13 protein-coding genes and 1 pseudogene are annotated in these 15,468 nt (G+C 71.4%); 9 read left to right on the top strand and 5 right to left on the bottom strand.

Annotation, left to right across the window (positions count from 1 at the left end; translation table 11 throughout):
* Positions 1-9: 9 nt before the first annotated feature.
* Both ACZ4WQ_RS08255 and ACZ4WQ_RS08250 read right to left on the bottom strand, forming a co-directional pair.
* Positions 10-2,514 carry a glycoside hydrolase family 95 protein gene (locus tag ACZ4WQ_RS08255; RefSeq protein WP_398374194.1) on the bottom strand — a complete coding sequence of 835 codons (2,505 nt, stop codon included), beginning with the start codon at positions 2,512-2,514 and terminating at the stop codon, positions 10-12.
* A gap of 230 nt (positions 2,515-2,744) precedes the next feature.
* Entirely contained in the window at positions 2,745-4,277 is a 1,533-nt protein-coding gene (locus tag ACZ4WQ_RS08250; RefSeq protein WP_398374192.1) for a glycoside hydrolase family 3 protein, read from the bottom strand.
* 285 nt (positions 4,278-4,562) lie between these two features.
* Between ACZ4WQ_RS08250 and ACZ4WQ_RS08245 the strand changes: the two genes are divergently transcribed.
* Genes ACZ4WQ_RS08245 through ACZ4WQ_RS08225 form a run of 5 tightly spaced genes read left to right on the top strand, consistent with a single transcriptional unit; the run spans position 4,563 to position 9,883 of the window.
* Positions 4,563-5,627 (top strand): phytanoyl-CoA dioxygenase family protein, encoded by a 1,065-nt coding sequence (locus ACZ4WQ_RS08245; protein WP_385340022.1) that lies wholly within the window; start codon positions 4,563-4,565, stop codon positions 5,625-5,627.
* A complete protein-coding gene (locus ACZ4WQ_RS08240) occupies positions 5,609-6,934 on the top strand; it encodes a DUF6271 family protein (protein WP_468022120.1) in 1,326 nt (441 codons plus the stop codon). The genes ACZ4WQ_RS08245 and ACZ4WQ_RS08240 overlap by 19 nt, the downstream gene beginning before the upstream one ends.
* The gene (locus tag ACZ4WQ_RS08235; RefSeq protein ID WP_468022119.1) at positions 6,931-8,142 is read left to right on the top strand and encodes a type III PLP-dependent enzyme; all 1,212 of its coding nucleotides are present in this window, start codon (positions 6,931-6,933) and stop codon (positions 8,140-8,142) included. The genes ACZ4WQ_RS08240 and ACZ4WQ_RS08235 overlap by 4 nt, the downstream gene beginning before the upstream one ends.
* The gene (locus ACZ4WQ_RS08230) at positions 8,139-8,714 is read left to right on the top strand and encodes a GNAT family N-acetyltransferase (protein ID WP_468022118.1); all 576 of its coding nucleotides are present in this window, start codon (positions 8,139-8,141) and stop codon (positions 8,712-8,714) included. The genes ACZ4WQ_RS08235 and ACZ4WQ_RS08230 overlap by 4 nt, the downstream gene beginning before the upstream one ends.
* 5 nt (positions 8,715-8,719) lie before the next feature.
* Entirely contained in the window at positions 8,720-9,883 is a 1,164-nt protein-coding gene (locus tag ACZ4WQ_RS08225) for an MFS transporter (protein ID WP_358845101.1), read from the top strand.
* 29 nt (positions 9,884-9,912) lie between these two features.
* Here ACZ4WQ_RS08225 and ACZ4WQ_RS08220 read toward each other — a convergent pair whose 3' ends face one another.
* The 3 genes from ACZ4WQ_RS08220 to ACZ4WQ_RS08210 form a co-directional block, all read right to left on the bottom strand.
* Positions 9,913-11,337, bottom strand: a complete 1,425-nt coding sequence (locus tag ACZ4WQ_RS08220; protein WP_398374184.1) for a glycoside hydrolase family 28 protein — start codon at positions 11,335-11,337, stop codon at positions 9,913-9,915.
* A gap of 53 nt (positions 11,338-11,390) precedes the next feature.
* Positions 11,391-11,744: a hypothetical protein gene (locus tag ACZ4WQ_RS08215; RefSeq protein WP_398374182.1), complete on the bottom strand. Its 354-nt coding sequence runs from the start codon at positions 11,742-11,744 to the stop codon at positions 11,391-11,393.
* 102 nt (positions 11,745-11,846) lie between these two features.
* Entirely contained in the window at positions 11,847-12,149 is a 303-nt protein-coding gene (locus ACZ4WQ_RS08210) for a hypothetical protein (RefSeq protein ID WP_311722090.1), read from the bottom strand.
* A 76-nt stretch (positions 12,150-12,225) separates the two neighbouring features.
* Between ACZ4WQ_RS08210 and ACZ4WQ_RS08205 the strand changes: the two are divergent.
* The 4 genes and pseudogenes from ACZ4WQ_RS08205 to ACZ4WQ_RS08190 all read left to right on the top strand — a co-directional run.
* A pseudogene (locus tag ACZ4WQ_RS08205) lies at positions 12,226-12,357 on the top strand (hypothetical protein); the annotation flags it as partial.
* Positions 12,358-12,706: 349 nt separating this feature from the next.
* Positions 12,707-13,282: a substrate-binding domain-containing protein gene (locus tag ACZ4WQ_RS08200; RefSeq protein WP_468022117.1), complete on the top strand. Its 576-nt coding sequence runs from the start codon at positions 12,707-12,709 to the stop codon at positions 13,280-13,282.
* A gap of 85 nt (positions 13,283-13,367) precedes the next feature.
* Positions 13,368-14,624, top strand: coding sequence for a cytochrome P450 (locus tag ACZ4WQ_RS08195; protein WP_385340033.1), 1,257 nt, complete (start codon positions 13,368-13,370; stop codon positions 14,622-14,624).
* 48 nt (positions 14,625-14,672) lie between these two features.
* Entirely contained in the window at positions 14,673-15,398 is a 726-nt protein-coding gene (locus ACZ4WQ_RS08190) for a GntR family transcriptional regulator (protein WP_311722087.1), read from the top strand.
* Positions 15,399-15,468: the final 70 nt, after the last annotated feature.

Here is a 15,468-nt window from a genome sequence, read left to right as displayed (position 1 = left end):
CGGCAACGCTCAGGTGGTGGCGGGCCGGATGTCGTAGGTGGCGCCGCGGCGGGTGGCGAAGACGATGACGCCCTCCTCGGGACGGTCGACGCGCACCGCCCTTCCCCCTGAGGTGACGGTCACGGACGAGGGTGTGCGCAGCCGGAGTTCATGGCCGCCGGTGGACCGGATTTCGGCTTGGTGCAGGGCCTGATCGCGCCATGCGAGGTCGACCGTGAACCCGCCACGGGCCAGCAGCCCCCGCACCTCGCCGTCGGGCCAGGCCGCGGGAAGGGCGGGCAGCAGCGCGACCTCTCCGGAGTGGCTCTGGAGCAGCATCTCGGTGATGCCCGAGGTCCCGCCGAAGTTGCCGTCGATCTGGAACGGCGGGTGCAGATCGAACATGTTGGGCGCGGTACGGGCCGGGACCAGCAGGTTGGTCAGCCGCTTGTACGCCTCGGGGGCGTCGAGCAGCCGCGCCCAGAAGTTGATCTTCCAGGCGAGGGACCAGCCCGCACCGGCCTCACCGCGCAGTTCGAGCGTGCGCCGGGCCGCCGCGGCGAGCTGCGGACTGGTCCGCGGATTGATCTCCTCACCGGGGAAGAGACCCCACAGATGCGAGATGTGCCGGCTGCGCGAGAGGGCGGCGTCCCCCTCGTAGTCCTCCAGCCACTCCTGGATCTGGCCGAGGTAGCCGACTTGGGTCGGGGCGAGCCGCCCGCGGGCGGCGACGGCGGCGCGGCGCGTCTTCGGGTCCTCGCCCAGCACCTGGGACGCGCCCTCGAACGCGGTGAAGAGCTGCCGCAGGATCTGCATGTCCATGGTCGGCCCGGCGCACATGCTGACGTTCTCGCCGTCGACCTCGTGGTGGCCCACCTCGGGCGAGTGCGAGGGGTTGGTCACCAGATATCCGGTCCCGGGGTCTTCCTGGAGCGTGTCGAGGAAGAACTCGACGGCACCTCTCATCAGCGGGTAGTGCCGTCGCAGCGCGTGTCTGTCGCCGGTGTAGAGGTAGCGCTCCCAGATGATGCCCGCCAGCCAGGCGCCACCCGTGGGCCACACACCGTAGAAGGCGAAGTCGACCGGCGCGGTGCCGCGCCAGCCGTCGGTGTTGTGGTGCGCCACCCACCCTCCGGCGCCGTACATCTCGCGTGCCGTGCGCGCCCCGGTCTCGGACAGGTCCTGGATCAGGTCGAAGAGCGGATCCCAGCACTCCACGAGGTTGGTCGGCCCGGCGGGCCAGTAGTTCATCTCGCAGTTGATGTTGAGCGTGTACTTGGACTCCCAGGCCGGAGTGAGGCCGTCGTTCCAGATGCCCTGGAGATTCGCGGCGTGCCCCGGGGTTCGCGAGCTGGAGATCAGCAGATAGCGGCCGTACTGGAAGTACAGGGCGGCCAGCTGCGGATCGGTGTCCAGCTGCCGCCGGGCGATGCGTTCGTCGGTCGGCAGCGACGCGGCCTCGGATGTGCCGAGGTCGAGGTCGACCCGGCGGAAGAGCGCCCCGTAGTCCTTGGTGTGCGCCTCGCGCAGCACGCGGTACGGCCGGGCCGAGGCGTGCTGGAGATGGCGTCCGGCGGCGGTGCCGGGGTCGCCGTCCACGTCGTGGTAGCGGCGGTAACTCGTGCCCATGGAGATCAGGAGGGTGACGGCGTCGGCGCTGTCGACGATCAGCCGGCCCCCGTCGGTACGCACCGTTCCGCCGTCGGCCTCGGCCCGGGCCAGGGCCTGGAAGCGCACCTCGCCCGGACGTCCCTGCCAGGCGGTGCTGATGCCGTCGAGCCGGATCGTGGCGCCGCCCGCAGATCCCGTGGTGCTGTCCTGCGGGCTGGAGAACTCCGCCTCGAACGAGACCGAGCCGCGCCGGTCGGCGCTCAGTCGCACCACGATGACCTGGTCGGGCAGGCCGGCGAACACCTCACGGGTGTGCCGCACCCCGTCGCTGACGTAGGTCACCGAGGTGATCGCCGTGGTGAGGTCCAGCTCCCGGCGGTAGTCCGTGTACTCCCCCGCGCCCGGAAACTCCAGCCGCAGGTCGCCCACCGGCTGATAGGGCGCCTGCTCGCTCGGGACGCCCATGAACGAGGAGTCCGCCAGCCGCTGCGCCGCGCCCCACTCGTCGGCGAAGACCAGCCGTCTGATCTCCGGCAGGGCCTCCAGCGCGCCCGGCGGGTCGTAGTCGTGCGGGCCGCCGCCCCACACGCTGTCCTCGTTCAGCTGGAGGCGCTCGACGGCGACACCGCCGAACACCATGGCGCCCAGTCGGCCGCAGCCCACCGGCAGCGCCTCCAGCCACTCCTGGGCCGGTCCGCGGTACCACAGCCGCCATGGCTCCGGCCGCGCCCGGTCACGCCGGTCGGCGGCGGCCGCCTCGCCGGGGGCCACCGTCCCGGCGGCCACCGCGCCGACGGCGACACCGGCGCCGGTCCGCAGAACACCGCGGCGGGTGTAGTCGTTCGTCTGTCGTGAGTTCGTCTGCGGTGAGTTCGCCTGTTGTGCGTTCGCCTGTTGTGCGTTCGTCTGCCGTGCGAAGGACATGAGTTGCACTCCCTGGGGGTGATGGGACACCTGGGGTACAGCACCCAGGCGCGGCGCAACCCGCCATCGTTCACCCGGGCGCCTGACGCTTCAGACGATTCATCAGACGATCGCACGGATGACTCACTCGGGAACAGACATCGACACCGCTTCGACCATGCGACGCCCGGCGCCACCTGAGTCACACAGGTGACGCCGGGCGTTCCCCCCTCCGGCGCGGCGGAGCCGCATCAGGGCCCTTCGGACACCCCCTGGGCCGTCCCCACCAGGACCTCCGCCGCGGCCACCCCGGACGCTGCGGTCGCCCCGTGGGTGGAGATGTGCACCGCGCCGGGGGCGGTGGCGCCCGGGAGGCCCATCTCCACGACGATCGCGTCCGGGCGCGCCGTGACGAGGTCGGCCAGGGCGCCGCCCATCCACGAGTGGCGGGAGGCGTCCCTGACCACGACGACCAGGGGCCGTCCGGTGGCGGGGGTCAGCGCGGACGCCTCCAGGGTGGCGGCCGGCGTCCGCAGCTGCTGCGGGTGTATCCGGACGGAGGTGGTGCCGGGGAGCCGCTCGCTCAGCGGGGCGGCGACGCCCCACGGGGTCTCCTTGCCGATGGCCAGGTTGGTGGCGGGCACCAGCTCCACCACATGCGGGGGCGCGGCCAGGGGCAGCGAGTCCCGTACGGAGCCGGTCATGCGGAGGGCCCGGCGGGCGGCGACGAAGCCGATGCCGCCACCGGCCGTGCCGGCCGGGGCGGCCCGGCCCAGCTCCGTCGACCACTCGGCGAACGCCCGGACACGGTGCGCCGCCTCCGCGAGCCGCTCCTCGGTGAGGCCTCCGGCGGCCACGGCCTCGACGAGGGCACCGGCGAGCAGTTGGGCGGTGGCCTCCTCTGCGTTCTCCCCGCCGACGCAGATGGCGTCGGCCCCGGCGGCGACGGCGCGCACCGCGGCCCCGTCGATCCCGTAGCGGTCGGCGACGGCCCCCATTTCGATGGCGTCGGTGACGATCATTCCGTCGAAGCCGAGCTCCTGGCGCAGCAGGCCGTCGAGGATGCGGCGGCTGAGGGTGGCGGGCAGCCGGGGGTCGTACGCGGGCACCAGGAGGTGGCCGCTCATGACCGCGCGGACCCCCGCGTCCAGGGCGGCGCGGAACGGCGGCAGGGCCTGTGCGGCGATCCGGTCGAGGTCGGCGTCGTAACTGGGCAGCCCGTGGTGGGAGTCGACGGCGACGTCCCCGTGGCCGGGGAAGTGTTTGGCGCAGGCGGCGACCCCGGCCGACTGGAGTCCCTTGATCCACGCTGCGGCGTGCCGGGACACCGCTTTGGCGTCGGCCCCGAAGGACCTGACCCCGATGATGGGGTTGTCCGGGTTGGAGTTGACGTCCACGGTCGGCGCGTAGTTGAGGCTGATGCCCGCGGCGCGCAGCTGGCGGCCGAGGTCGGCGGCGACGGACTCGGTGAGCTCGGTGTCGTCCACCGCCCCGAGGGCGAGGTTGCCAGGGCGGGTGGAGCCGGTGGCGGACTCGATCCGGGTGACGTCCCCGGCCTCCTCGTCGATCGCGACGATCAGTGCCGGGTTCTCGGCGCGCAGTTGCCCGGTCAGCCGGGCGAGCTGGTCGGGGGATTCGATGTTGCGCGAGAAGAGCACGACGGAGGCCAGGCCCTCGCCGATCTCCCGCAGGATCCACTCCGGCGCCTCGGTGCCCACGAACCCCGGCTGAAGGACGGAGAGCGCGAGCCTTCGCAGGTCCCTGCCGGGCTTGCTGGAGGACATCGACCACGCCTTTCGGATAGCTCGGGTAGCGCCGACACACCGATGACATCGGCGATCTCTGGTCCAGACCAACGGATACTCGCCCAGTCGAATCAGCAGTGTCAAGGAGGGGGGCCACCGGAGCTTCGGCCAACAGGACTAGGGAAATCAGATGTTGACAACGTATTTGGTCTAGTCCATTTTTGTGGAGCCGTCAGTACACCACGGAGCGGAGCCGACACTACGCTCCGGCGCCTGACGGCAGGGCCCGGGAGCTACCGAGAGTTTTCAGTTGTGGAGCACTGCATGCCAAAGCCCGATCATTACCTGCACCGGTCCCCCTCGGACGTCCCGTACTTCAGCTCGGACGGCGAGACGTACCTGGCACAGACCCAGCTGCGGAACCTCACCAAGACCCGGCAGCTGAGAGTGTTGTCCGAGGAGGACTTCGCCTTCTGGCAGAACTACGGCTACGTCGTGGTGAAGCAGGCCATCCCGGCCTCGGCGGCGCGCGAACTGCTCGACTTCACCTGGGACTTCCAGGCGCTCGACCCCGGCCGCCCGGACACCTGGTACCAGGACCGCGAGTACCGGTCCGACCTGGACCGGGAGCTGCACATCTACGGGTTCGTCGAGGCGTACCACCACCAGCTCATCTGGGACAGCCGCCAGACGCGCCGGGTCTACGACGCGTTCGTGGACGTGTGGGACTGCGAGGAGCTCTGGGTCACCCTGGACCGGCTCAACCTGAACCCGCCCAACGTCGGGAACCGCGACCGGGCCCTGATCGCCCCCACGGAGAAGGGGTTCGACATCGAACTCCACTGGGACGTCGACACGACGCTCAGTGTGCTGCCGCAGCGGGTCCAGGGCATCATCGCCCTTCATGACACCGAGCCGGAGCTGGGCGGCTTCCAGTGCTGCCCCGAGCTGTTCCACCGGTTCGACCAGTGGCGGGTGCTCCAGCCGGACGACCGCGATCCGGTCCGGCCGAGGATCGACCGGGGCGAAATGCCCGTCGTACGACCGGAACTCGAGGCCGGGGACCTGCTCATCTGGAACGGCCTGCTGGCCCACGGAGTGGCGCCCAACACCTCGGAGAACGGTGTGCGGGCGGTCCAGTACCTCTCGATGATGCCCGCCCTCGAATCGCACCACGAGCTGCGGCGTTCCCGGATCGACTCGTGGCGCCACCTCACCACTCCGACCTGGAACGCCACCCTTCTCGGCGACGCCGACAAGCCCGAGGCCCTCAGATACGGCACCGCCACGCTGAACGACCTGGGCGCCAGGCTGCTCGGCAGCACTTCGTGGGACGGGACGGAATTCGACCGGAGCGGCGGAGAAGCGGCGTGCGACGCATCTGTCTGACACTTCCCACCAACCGGACGTGCCCCGCGATGGTCACCGCCATCGGCGAGGAGGCCGCCTACGCCGCCGGGCACTTTGACGTCGAGGTGCACCTGCTGATCCTGGACTCCTCCGACGCGTTCGCGGAACACGCGCGAGCCCTGGGCGCCGCGCGCGAGGTGCCGCGCGTCGTCGTGCACCACCTCGGCGAGGCGGAGCAGCGCGACTTCCTGCGCCGGGTGATCCACCGGACCGACCCCACCAAGCCCGAGCTGCTGCTCGACCTGATGCTTCCGGCCGGGCTCTCCTACGGTGCCTGCACCAACCGCGCGTTTCTGATCGCCGTGGCGCTCGGGTGCGAGTCCGTCCACCGCAGGGACTCCGACAGCCGCTACCAGGTGCTGCGCGGCGAGACCGCCTTCCCCGTCCACCATGAGCTGATGTCGCTCGGCAGGCGTGCGGCCGACGCGGCGCACGACGTCGGTGAGACGGCGCTCGCTCCGAAGGACACCCACAAGCGGGTGGCGATGGTGGGCGCCTCCTTCGTGGGCGAGCCGTCCGTGGACATCGACGAGATCCGCCGGCTCGACCCGGACGTCTACTACGACGTGGTCAGCCTGTGGGCGCCCGGCGACTGGTCGGAGGAGCAGAAGCGGGCACTGGTCGACGAGTCCTTCCAAGGGCCCGGGACCGGCGCGTTCACCGGCGACCGGACCACCCTGGCCGTCGTCGACCCCATGCGGGTGGACATGTGCAACATCGGCTTCCACCAGGTGCACGAGCGGGTGCCGCTGCCGCCCGCCACCGACACCATCGGCAGCGACTACTTCCTCATCCACCTGGTCGAGGCCGCCGCGCTGCCCGGTGTGCTGCACAACCGCCACATCGAGAACTTCCACACCGGGGAGCGCCGCACCGACCCGGGGTTCATGGCCTACCAGTTACGGTTCGCCAAGTTCTTCCTGTCGATGCTCTACTTCAACTTCCTCTACGCCGAGATGGCCGAGGCCGGTGACTCGCTCCTCGACGCCCGGGGTCAGGTGCGGGCTTCCGTGATCGCCGAGCTGGCCAGGAGGAGCACCCTGCTCGACCGGGCGGAGAACGTCCGGCGCCTCGACACCATCGAGGCCGCCTACCGGAAGCTGGGCGGCCGATACGAGACGTTCGCCGCCCTCCTGGCGTCGCGCCGCGAGCACCTCCTCGACGAGGCGCAGAGCGACATCGCCGACTTCGCCCTGCTGGTCGAGGCGTGGGGCTCGCTGGTGCGGGCGGCCCGCGACACCGCCCTGGCGCCGGCGCTGGAAGGCCCGGGTCGACGGCCACGATGACGCACCAGGACATACCCCTGTCGGCCGCTCTCGCGGCCACCGCCGAGGACAGGCTCTTCTTCGACCTCGCGGGGATCGAGGAGCGCTACGCCTCCCTGCTCCGGGAGCTGCCCGGAGTCACCGTCCGCTTCGCCATGAAGGCGTGCCCGGTCGACGAGGTGCTGGCCCGTCTGGCCGAGGCGGGCGCCGGGGTCGACGCGGCGAGCATCCCGGAGATGGAACAGGCGGTGCGCGCGGGTGTGCCGATCGGCGGAATCCACTACGGCAACACGGTGAAGTCCGACCGGAACATCGCCGACGCCCACCGCCTCGGCATCAGGGACTTCGCAACCGACAGCCTGGGGGACGTGGCGGCGATCGCCGAACACGCCCCCGGCGCCCGGGTGTTCTGCCGACTGGCCATCGACACGCGGGGAGCGCTCTGGGGGCTGAGCGACAAGTACGGTTGCTCGACGGCCGACGCGGTGACCGTCCTGGAAACGGCGCGGGAGCTGGGCCTGACCCCCTCGGGCCTCTCCGTGCACGTCGGCTCTCAGCAGATGACGGTCGAGGCCTGGCACGGCGCCTTCGAACGCCTCGCGGAGGTCCTGACGGCCCTCGACGGCCGCGGGATCGCCCTGGACCACGTCAACCTCGGCGGTGGCCTGCCCGTCCCGGGGTGTCTCGACCGACACGGCAGACCGCTCGATCCCCCGATCGACAAGCTGTTCGCCGCGATCCGGGACGGGATGGCGTACCTCGGCGGCGTCGGCGGACACCGTCTCGGCTTCGTCGTGGAGCCGGGCCGCTACCTCGTCGCCGGCCAAGGCGCCATCCGGGCCCATGTGTCCCGGCTCTCCGCGCGCCGGGGCCGCGACGGCCGGCGCCAGTACTGGCTGTATCTGAGCTGCGGAAAGTTCAACGGCCTGTACGAGATGGACGAGTTGCAGTACCCGCTCGTCTTCCCCACCCACGGCGGGCCCGGTGTCCGGCGTGTGCCCGCCGTCGTGGCCGGGCCCACCTGCGACAGCGACGACGCCTACTCCCCCGAGCACGGCCTGGTCCAGGTGCCGGAGGCGCTGGCGTCGGGCGACCCGGTCTGGGTGCTGTCCTGTGGCGCGTACGCCACCAGCTATATGACCCAGGGCTTCAACGGCTTCGGCCCGCTGCCGTACACCTGCGTCGACGGCGGCGGCGCGGGCGGGGCCGGGAAGGCGCGTGGCGGATGAACGACGAGGTGCGCATACGCCGCATCTGCGAGCGCGACTGGGACGGGATCGCGGCGCTGGAGTCCCGCGCCTACACCGGCCTCGGCCTGTCCGAGGGACGGGTGGCGCTCCAGTCCCGGGCGCGCGTGTCGCCGGGCACCTGCCGCGCGCTGGAGGTGGGCCCCAGGCTCGTGGGCTATGTGCTGGCGCTGCCCTATCCGATGTACCGGTACCCGGACCTGGCGCGGCCTGAGCAGGTCGCGTTCCCGTCCAGCAATCTGCATCTGCACGACCTGGTCATCGCGGAGAGCTTCCGGCGCAGGGGGCTGGGGCGGCTTCTCCTGCGCCACCTCACCACGTCGGCCAGAGCACGCGGATACGAGCGGATCTCGCTGGTCGCCGTCGGGGGCAGCGCGACGTACTGGTCGGCGCGCGGCTTCACCGCCCACCAGGAGGTCGTACGCCCGGACGGCTATGGCCCGGACGTCGTCTACATGTCGAGAGCGGTGCCGTCCCGCGGGGCGGGAACACCGGAGCCGGAGCCGGCCGGGGTGTCGCCGTGCGGCTCGTCATCGCGGGAGGAACTGGGTTGAAGCACATGCCGCGGATACGGGATCCCTTCTACCGGAGCCAACTGGCGATCGCCGCGCTGTTCTGCTCCCTCGGTTTCCAGTACGCCACCTGGGCCTCGCGCATCCCCGCCATCAAGGCCGATCTCGGCCTGACGGCGGCCGAGGTGGGCTTCCTCCTGATGGCCGCGGGGATCGGCGCGAGCGTGTCGTTCCCGCTGGTGTCGGTGTTGATGAGACGCCTCGGCTCACAGCGTCTCGCGCTGCTGTCGGCCCTGGGACTGACCCTGCTGCTCATCGCCCTGGCCGCGGCACCGGACTACCCCGTCGCCCTGGCGGTCGTGTGCTGCGACGGAGTGCTCGTGGGGTGTCTGAACGTCGCCATGAACGCGCAGGGAGCCGCGCTCGAACTCCGGCACAAGCGCAACGCCATGGCCAAACTGCACGCGACGTTCAGCGGCGGCTCGCTCCTCGCCGCCCTCCTCGCCTCCTGCGTGAACACGGTGACCTCGTCGGTCGCCGTGCACTTCGGCATGGCCGCCGTCGTCCTGCTCCTCCTGCTCGTCTGCGCGCGCACCGGGCTCCTGGGAGAGGACGAGGCCGCCGAGGAGAAGCGGAGCGAGAAGAAGAACCGTGGCGGAAGGTCCCTGCCGACCCGCATGACGCTGTGGATGTGCTGCGCCATGGTCTTCGGCACCGTCACCGAGGGCGCCATCAACGACTGGTCCGCCCTCTATATGACGGACGTCGTCAAGGCCTCGGCGGAGCTGGCGCCCCTGGGGATCGCCGTCGTCTCGGGCATGATGGTGCTGGCCCGGCTCTTCGCCGACGGGTGGCGCGGCCGCTGGGGCGACGGGCGCGTCGTCATCGTCGGAAGCGCCGTGGCCGGGGCGGGGCTGGCCCTGGCCCTGCTGAGCGGCGGTGTGGTGCCTGCCCTGATCGGGTTCTCCTGCGTGGGCCTCGGCATCGCGGCCGTGACCCCCTGCGTCTATGTCGCCGCGGCGAAGCAGGGTCCGGAGGCACTGGCCCTGGTCGCCGCCATGGGAACGACGGGCCTGCTGGCCGGTCCCCCGGTCATCGGCTTCGTGGCGAACTCCAGCGGTCTGGTGTGGGGCCTGGGCGTCGTGGCCGCGTCGGCGGTCGTGGTGTCCCTGTGCGCCACGCGGATCCGGTGGACGCCCGCCAATGCCTGACCCGTGGGCGGACATGCGGCCCAACAGCCTCAGCGGTACGGCATCTCCTGGCCGTTGACGAAGACCCGCCGGAAGGTCAGTTCGTCGGTGCAGACGACGCTGTCGGGGTTGCGGACGCCGGTGAACGTGGAGCGGGAGAGGTGGACCCCGCGCAGGTGGTCGGTCTCCAGGCCGACCAGTTGCAGCACGGCGCGGGCGCCGTCGATCTCCATCCGGTCCATGTGGATGTTCCGGACGGACACCGGCAGTGTCCCGCCCTCGCCACCGTTGTAGTTCATGGTCACGAACGCGATGTCGCGCTCCAGGCCCCGCCCGGTGAAATTCCGGATGTGCACGCCGTCGATACAGCCGCCGCGTTTCTTGCTCGCCTTGACGTACAGGGCGTGCTTGACGGGGTAGCGCCCAGGGAAGTCCGGCGGGTTGATCTCGCAGTTCTCGGCGAAGACGTCACGCACCCCGCCGGACATCTCGCTGCCGACCGTCATCCCGCCCCAGCGGCCGGAGAACAGGCAGTCGCGCACCACGATGTTTCTGCTCGGCACGGCGACGCGGTGACCGTCCTCGTCCCGGCCGGACTTGACGGCCACGCAGTCGTCGTTGGTGTTGAACCGGCAGCCGGTGATGAGCACGTCGGAGCAGCACTCCGGGTCGCAACCGTCGGTGTTGTAGAGCGTGCTGTCCACGGTGACATCGCGCACGGTGACGTTGGCCGACAGCACCGGGTGCACGGTCCACATCGGCGGGTCGACGATGGTAAGACCGCTGACCAGGACGTTGCGGCAGCGGTAGAACTGCACCAGCTGCGGCCGCAGGTGGTGTCCGTCGCCGAAGACGCGCTCGGCCACCGGCACTCCGGTCGAGCCCATCCTGCGCAGCAGGCTCTGGTCGGGGCCCTGCGGTCCGCTGTCGCGGTACCAGCTCTCCCAGGGCCCGAGCCGCGCCTGCCCGTCGAGCGTGCCGGGGCCGGTGACCGCGACGTCCCGCTCGCCGTACGCGTAGATGAAGGGCGAGTAGTTGTAGCACTCGGTGCCCTCCCAGCGGGTGAACACCACCGGCAGGAAGTCGCGCGGGTCGGGGCTGAAGGCGATGGTGGCGCCCGCGGTGACGTGCAGGTCCACGGCGCTGCGCAGGTGGATCGCGCCGGTGAGGTAGCGGCCTTCGGGGACGATCACATGGCCGCCGCCCGCGCGGTGGCAGGCGGCGATGGCGGCCCGGAACGCCTCGGTGTTCATGGTCCGTCCGTCGCCGACCGCGCCGTAGTCGGTGATCGTGAAGGTCCGGCGGGGGAAGTCGGGCGGCCTGATCCGGGCCAGGATCTTCGGCACCGGGCGCCACGCCCCGGTGTACGGGGCGGCCGCGTACGCGGGCCCCGCGGGCAGTTGGGGGAGCAGCGCGCCTGCCGCCAGCAGACCGCCGGTGCGCAGCGCGGAGCGGCGGGAAGGTCTCGGGTGCATGGCCTGAACACTCCTTGGCGTCGTCGAGGGCGGGTCGGAGGTCGCCACACGGGCTAGCCGAGGGAGATCCGGTCGAGCTCCGGGGCGGACTCGGTGTCGTTGGAGATTTCGATGGTGTTGGCGCCGGGATTCAGGGTGACGGGGAGGGAGGTGGTGCGCGGGGTGGTGTTTCCGATGTCGGTCACCGTCACCACGGTCGGCGGGCCGCCGTTGACGCTCACATGGAACGAGCGGGTGCCGTAGACCGTGTAGTCGAGGTAGAGGGTGCGCTCCCCGCCGTCGGGGACGACGACGTCGGGGAAGAGCACCGCCGCCTGCTCGCTGTCGCCGATGTTGCGCACCTTCTCGGCCCCAGAGCAGGGCCCGCAGCCGGTGATGCCCGTCGTCCCGTGTGAAACCGGGTCCACCGGCAAAACCGGATCTGTGCCTTCGGAGACTCCCGCATGGGAGTAGCAAACTACCGCATTCTGCGTAGCGTTGGCCAGCTCCGCAGGCCAGAGGCTGCGGAGCTACGCTCCCGTGTCGGCGCTCCAGCCACCCTCGGTGACATCGCGCTCCCAGTCGGCGCAGTCGAGGTGGCGGGGGTGGGTGAACATGCCCCAGTGCAGGAAGAGTCCGGCGGTGGACTGGCGCAGCCACTCCTGTCGCGGGTGCTGGACCTCGGCCTCGGCCGCTGGGGCGGCGAGGAGGCCGAAGGTCAGGGCGAGTACGAGGGCCGCGCACAGAGCGCGCCACCGGGAGCGGGCGGCGCGGGTGGCTCGGATGGCAAGGAGGGCGCGGGCGGGGCGGAGCGGGATCCTCAACGTGGGCATGTCCTGTCCTCCGTGAACGTCACCGTGAGCGTTCACGGAGCACTGTCCGGCCCACCCGACCGCCGCGTCAATACGTGTGAAACGGCGGGATGTTACGCGGATACGATCCATTGACGCCCGTCGCCGTCGCGGTGATGACCGAGGCGTGAGCGGTCACGTGACCGTCTCCCGCGCGGTCAACGACAAACCGGAGATCGACCCGGCCACACGGCAGCGGGTGCTGCGGGTGGCCCAGGCCATGGGCTACCGGCCCAGCCGGTTCGCCCGCGGCATGGTGGGCCCGCGGATCACCACGCTGGGCCTGGTCATCGCGGATGTGCTCGATCCCTTCTTCCCCGAGGTGGTCTCGGGCGTGCTGGCGGCGGCCGACGAGCGCGGCTGGCAGGTCGCCGTCTACAGCACCGGGTCCGCCCTGGAACGCGAGGCCGCGGTGGCCCGGACCGTGGTGGACCATGTGGACGCGTGTGTCGCCTTTCTGCTCGACCCCGGCGCCATCGAGCTGATCCACCGCTCCGGCATGCCTTTTGTGCTGCGACAACGAACACCGGCCACCGGCGGTGAGCGGGGGGCGGATCGACTTCGCCGCCGGCATGCGGCAGGCGGTCGGCCACCTCGTGGAGCGCGGCCACCGTCGCATCGCGATGCTGGACGACCGCGGGCGCCCGGACGCGGGCGAACGCGGCACCCGGCACTCGCTGTTCCTCCGGGCCGCCGCGGAACTCGGGCTGCCCGCCGACGCGGGTTGGGTGTTCCCGGCGGTCAACTCCCTCGACGGCGGGGCGGCGGCCATGGACGATGTGTTGGACACCGGCTTCGGGGCGACGGCCGTGCTCGCGTACAACGACCTGATCGCCATCGGCGCCCTGCGCCGCGCCCGCGACCGCGGCGTGCGCGTCCCGGCGGACTGCGCCTTCGTGGGCTGCGAACGGGCTGACCCTCAGTCGGCTGGCGGACCCGCCGCTGACGACCCTGCTGGTCGACAAGGAACTCCTCGGCCGGTCCGCGGTGCAGCGGATCGCCGCGCAGATGACCGGAGTCGCGGCGCGCGAGACGGTGATCGTGCCACGCCTTGTGGTGCGCGCGTCTTCCTGACCTCTCCCCGCCGTGGCGCCGCGGATGCGTTGGGATTGTGATCGTTCTGGAGTTGGCCTGAACCGATCGGTTCGTTAGCCTCCCGGCATCCCCGCAGAAACGCCCCGCTCCGAGGAAGTCGACGCAGTGACGAACCCCCAGGACACCCAAACGCCTCCCCCGGGCTGCCCCGCCCACGCCGCACGGCTGTACGGGCCGGATTTCCGGCGGCAGCCGACCGAGACCTACCAGCGGATACGGCGCGACCACGGACAGGTCGCCCCCGTGCTGCTCGAAGGCGACATCACCGCCTGGTTCGTCCTCGGCTACCGCGAGATACGCCACGTGCTGTCCGACGTCGAGACCTTCGGCCGGGACCCGCGCCGCTGGAACGGCTGGGACAGCGTGCCGCCGGACTGGCCCCTCATGCCGTGGGTGGCGTACAGCCCGATGATGTCCTTCACCGAGGGCGAGGAGCACCACCTGCGCGCGACGGCCGTCAGCGATGTCCTCGCCACGATCGACCCCTTCATGCTGCGCGGGAGCTGCGAGAGGTTCGCCGACCAGCTGATCGACAAGTTCGCCACGATCGGCAAGGCGGACCTGGTGTTCGACTACATCCACTCGGTGCCCGCCCTCGCCATGGCCGAGGTGTTCGGCCTCTCCGACGACGAGGCCGGGCTGGCGGCCCTGGCGGAGGGGCTGACCAGTTCGTTCGTCTCCGGCGAGGACGCCATCGCCGGCCAGCAGCGGGCCGCCGCCCACGTGACGGAGCTGGTGAAGGCCAAGCGCGAGGCGCCGGGCCCCGACCTCACCTCGCGGTTCATCCTGAGCACCCCGGACCTCACCGAGGAGCAGCATGTCGCGGACGTGATGTTGCTGATGGCGGCGGCGCTGCCGACCACCGCGTACTGGATCGGCAACACCCTCCGGCTGATGCTCACCGACGCGCGCTTCGCCGCGTCCCTGACGGGCAACCGCCGCAGCACCGGCGAGGCCATGAACGAGGTGCTGTGGGCGGACTCCCCGGTCCAGAACCTCATCGGGCGGTACGCCACCCGCGACACCGCCCTCGGTGGCCGGCTCATCCGCACCGGCGACCTCGTCGTCCTCGGCCTGGCCGCGGCCAACGCCGACCCGCTGCTGTGGCCCGCCGCCCCCGTCGGCTACGGCGGGAACCACTCCCATGTCGCCTTCAGCGTCGGGGAGTACGGCTGCCCGGTGGGCGGCCCCGAGACGGCCAGGATCATCGCGGAGACGGCGATCGAGGTGCTGTTGGACCGCGTGCCGGACCTGACGCTTGCGGTCGCCCCCGACGAGCTGAGGTGGTCGGACCCCTTCTGGTACCGCTCCCTGGAGTCGCTGCCCGTCACCTTCACCCCCACCGCCGCCACCGGGGGCTAGTGGCACACTAGTCTGTATACAGACTGGTTGGTATCGACGAGGAGTTCCATGGCCCGGGCGACTGGCAAGAGCGAAGCGGTCTATGAGCGGCTGAAGAGCGACATCGAGTCGCTGCGGCTGCGGCCCGGGGCCAAGCTCGGCGAGGTCCAGCTGGGTGAGGAACTGGGGGCCTCGCGGACGCCCGTGCGGGAGGCCATCCGGCGGCTGGCCCGGGAGGGACTGGTGGACTTCGTGCCGGGCGAGGTGGCCCGGGTCGCCCCGATCTCTCTGGGCGGCGTCCGCGCCCTGTTCGAGTTCCGGATGCTGCTGGAGCCCCGGGCCGCCTTGTCGGTCGCGACGGCGGGCGCGGCCGACGAGCGCGCGCTGCTCCCCTTCCGTGAGCTGCTGGAGCGGCTGGAGGAGTTCGACGAGTCCTTCCGCGCGCGGGACGCGGCCGCGCAGGCGCGCTCGTACCAGGAGTTCTACGAGATCACCGAGGACTTCGACCAGTCGGTCATCGCGGCCTGCCGCAACCAGTACCTGGCCCGCACGATCCGCGACCTGCGCAGCGAGACCGTACGCCTGCGCCATCTCTCGCACAGCGGCCCGCGCCGCATGCTGACCTCGCTGGACGAGCACCGCGCGATGCTGAAGGCGATCACGCGGGGGGACGCCCAGGCGGCGGAGGCGGCGTGCCGGCACCACCTCGCGCAGACCCTCCAGGCGCTCATCGACAGCCTCACCGGCCAGGACCTGGCGCTCGGCACGGACGTTCAGCTGGACGTGGTGGGCTGACCCCACGCCCCGGCCCCACGCCCCCGGCCCCACGCCCCGGGCCCTACTCCCCCGGCCCCACTCGCCCGAG

Source organism: Streptomyces sp. NPDC028305 (assembly GCF_055569495.1).
Note: the sequence above shows the minus strand (reverse complement) of the source record. Positions and strands in the feature narration are given on the sequence as shown.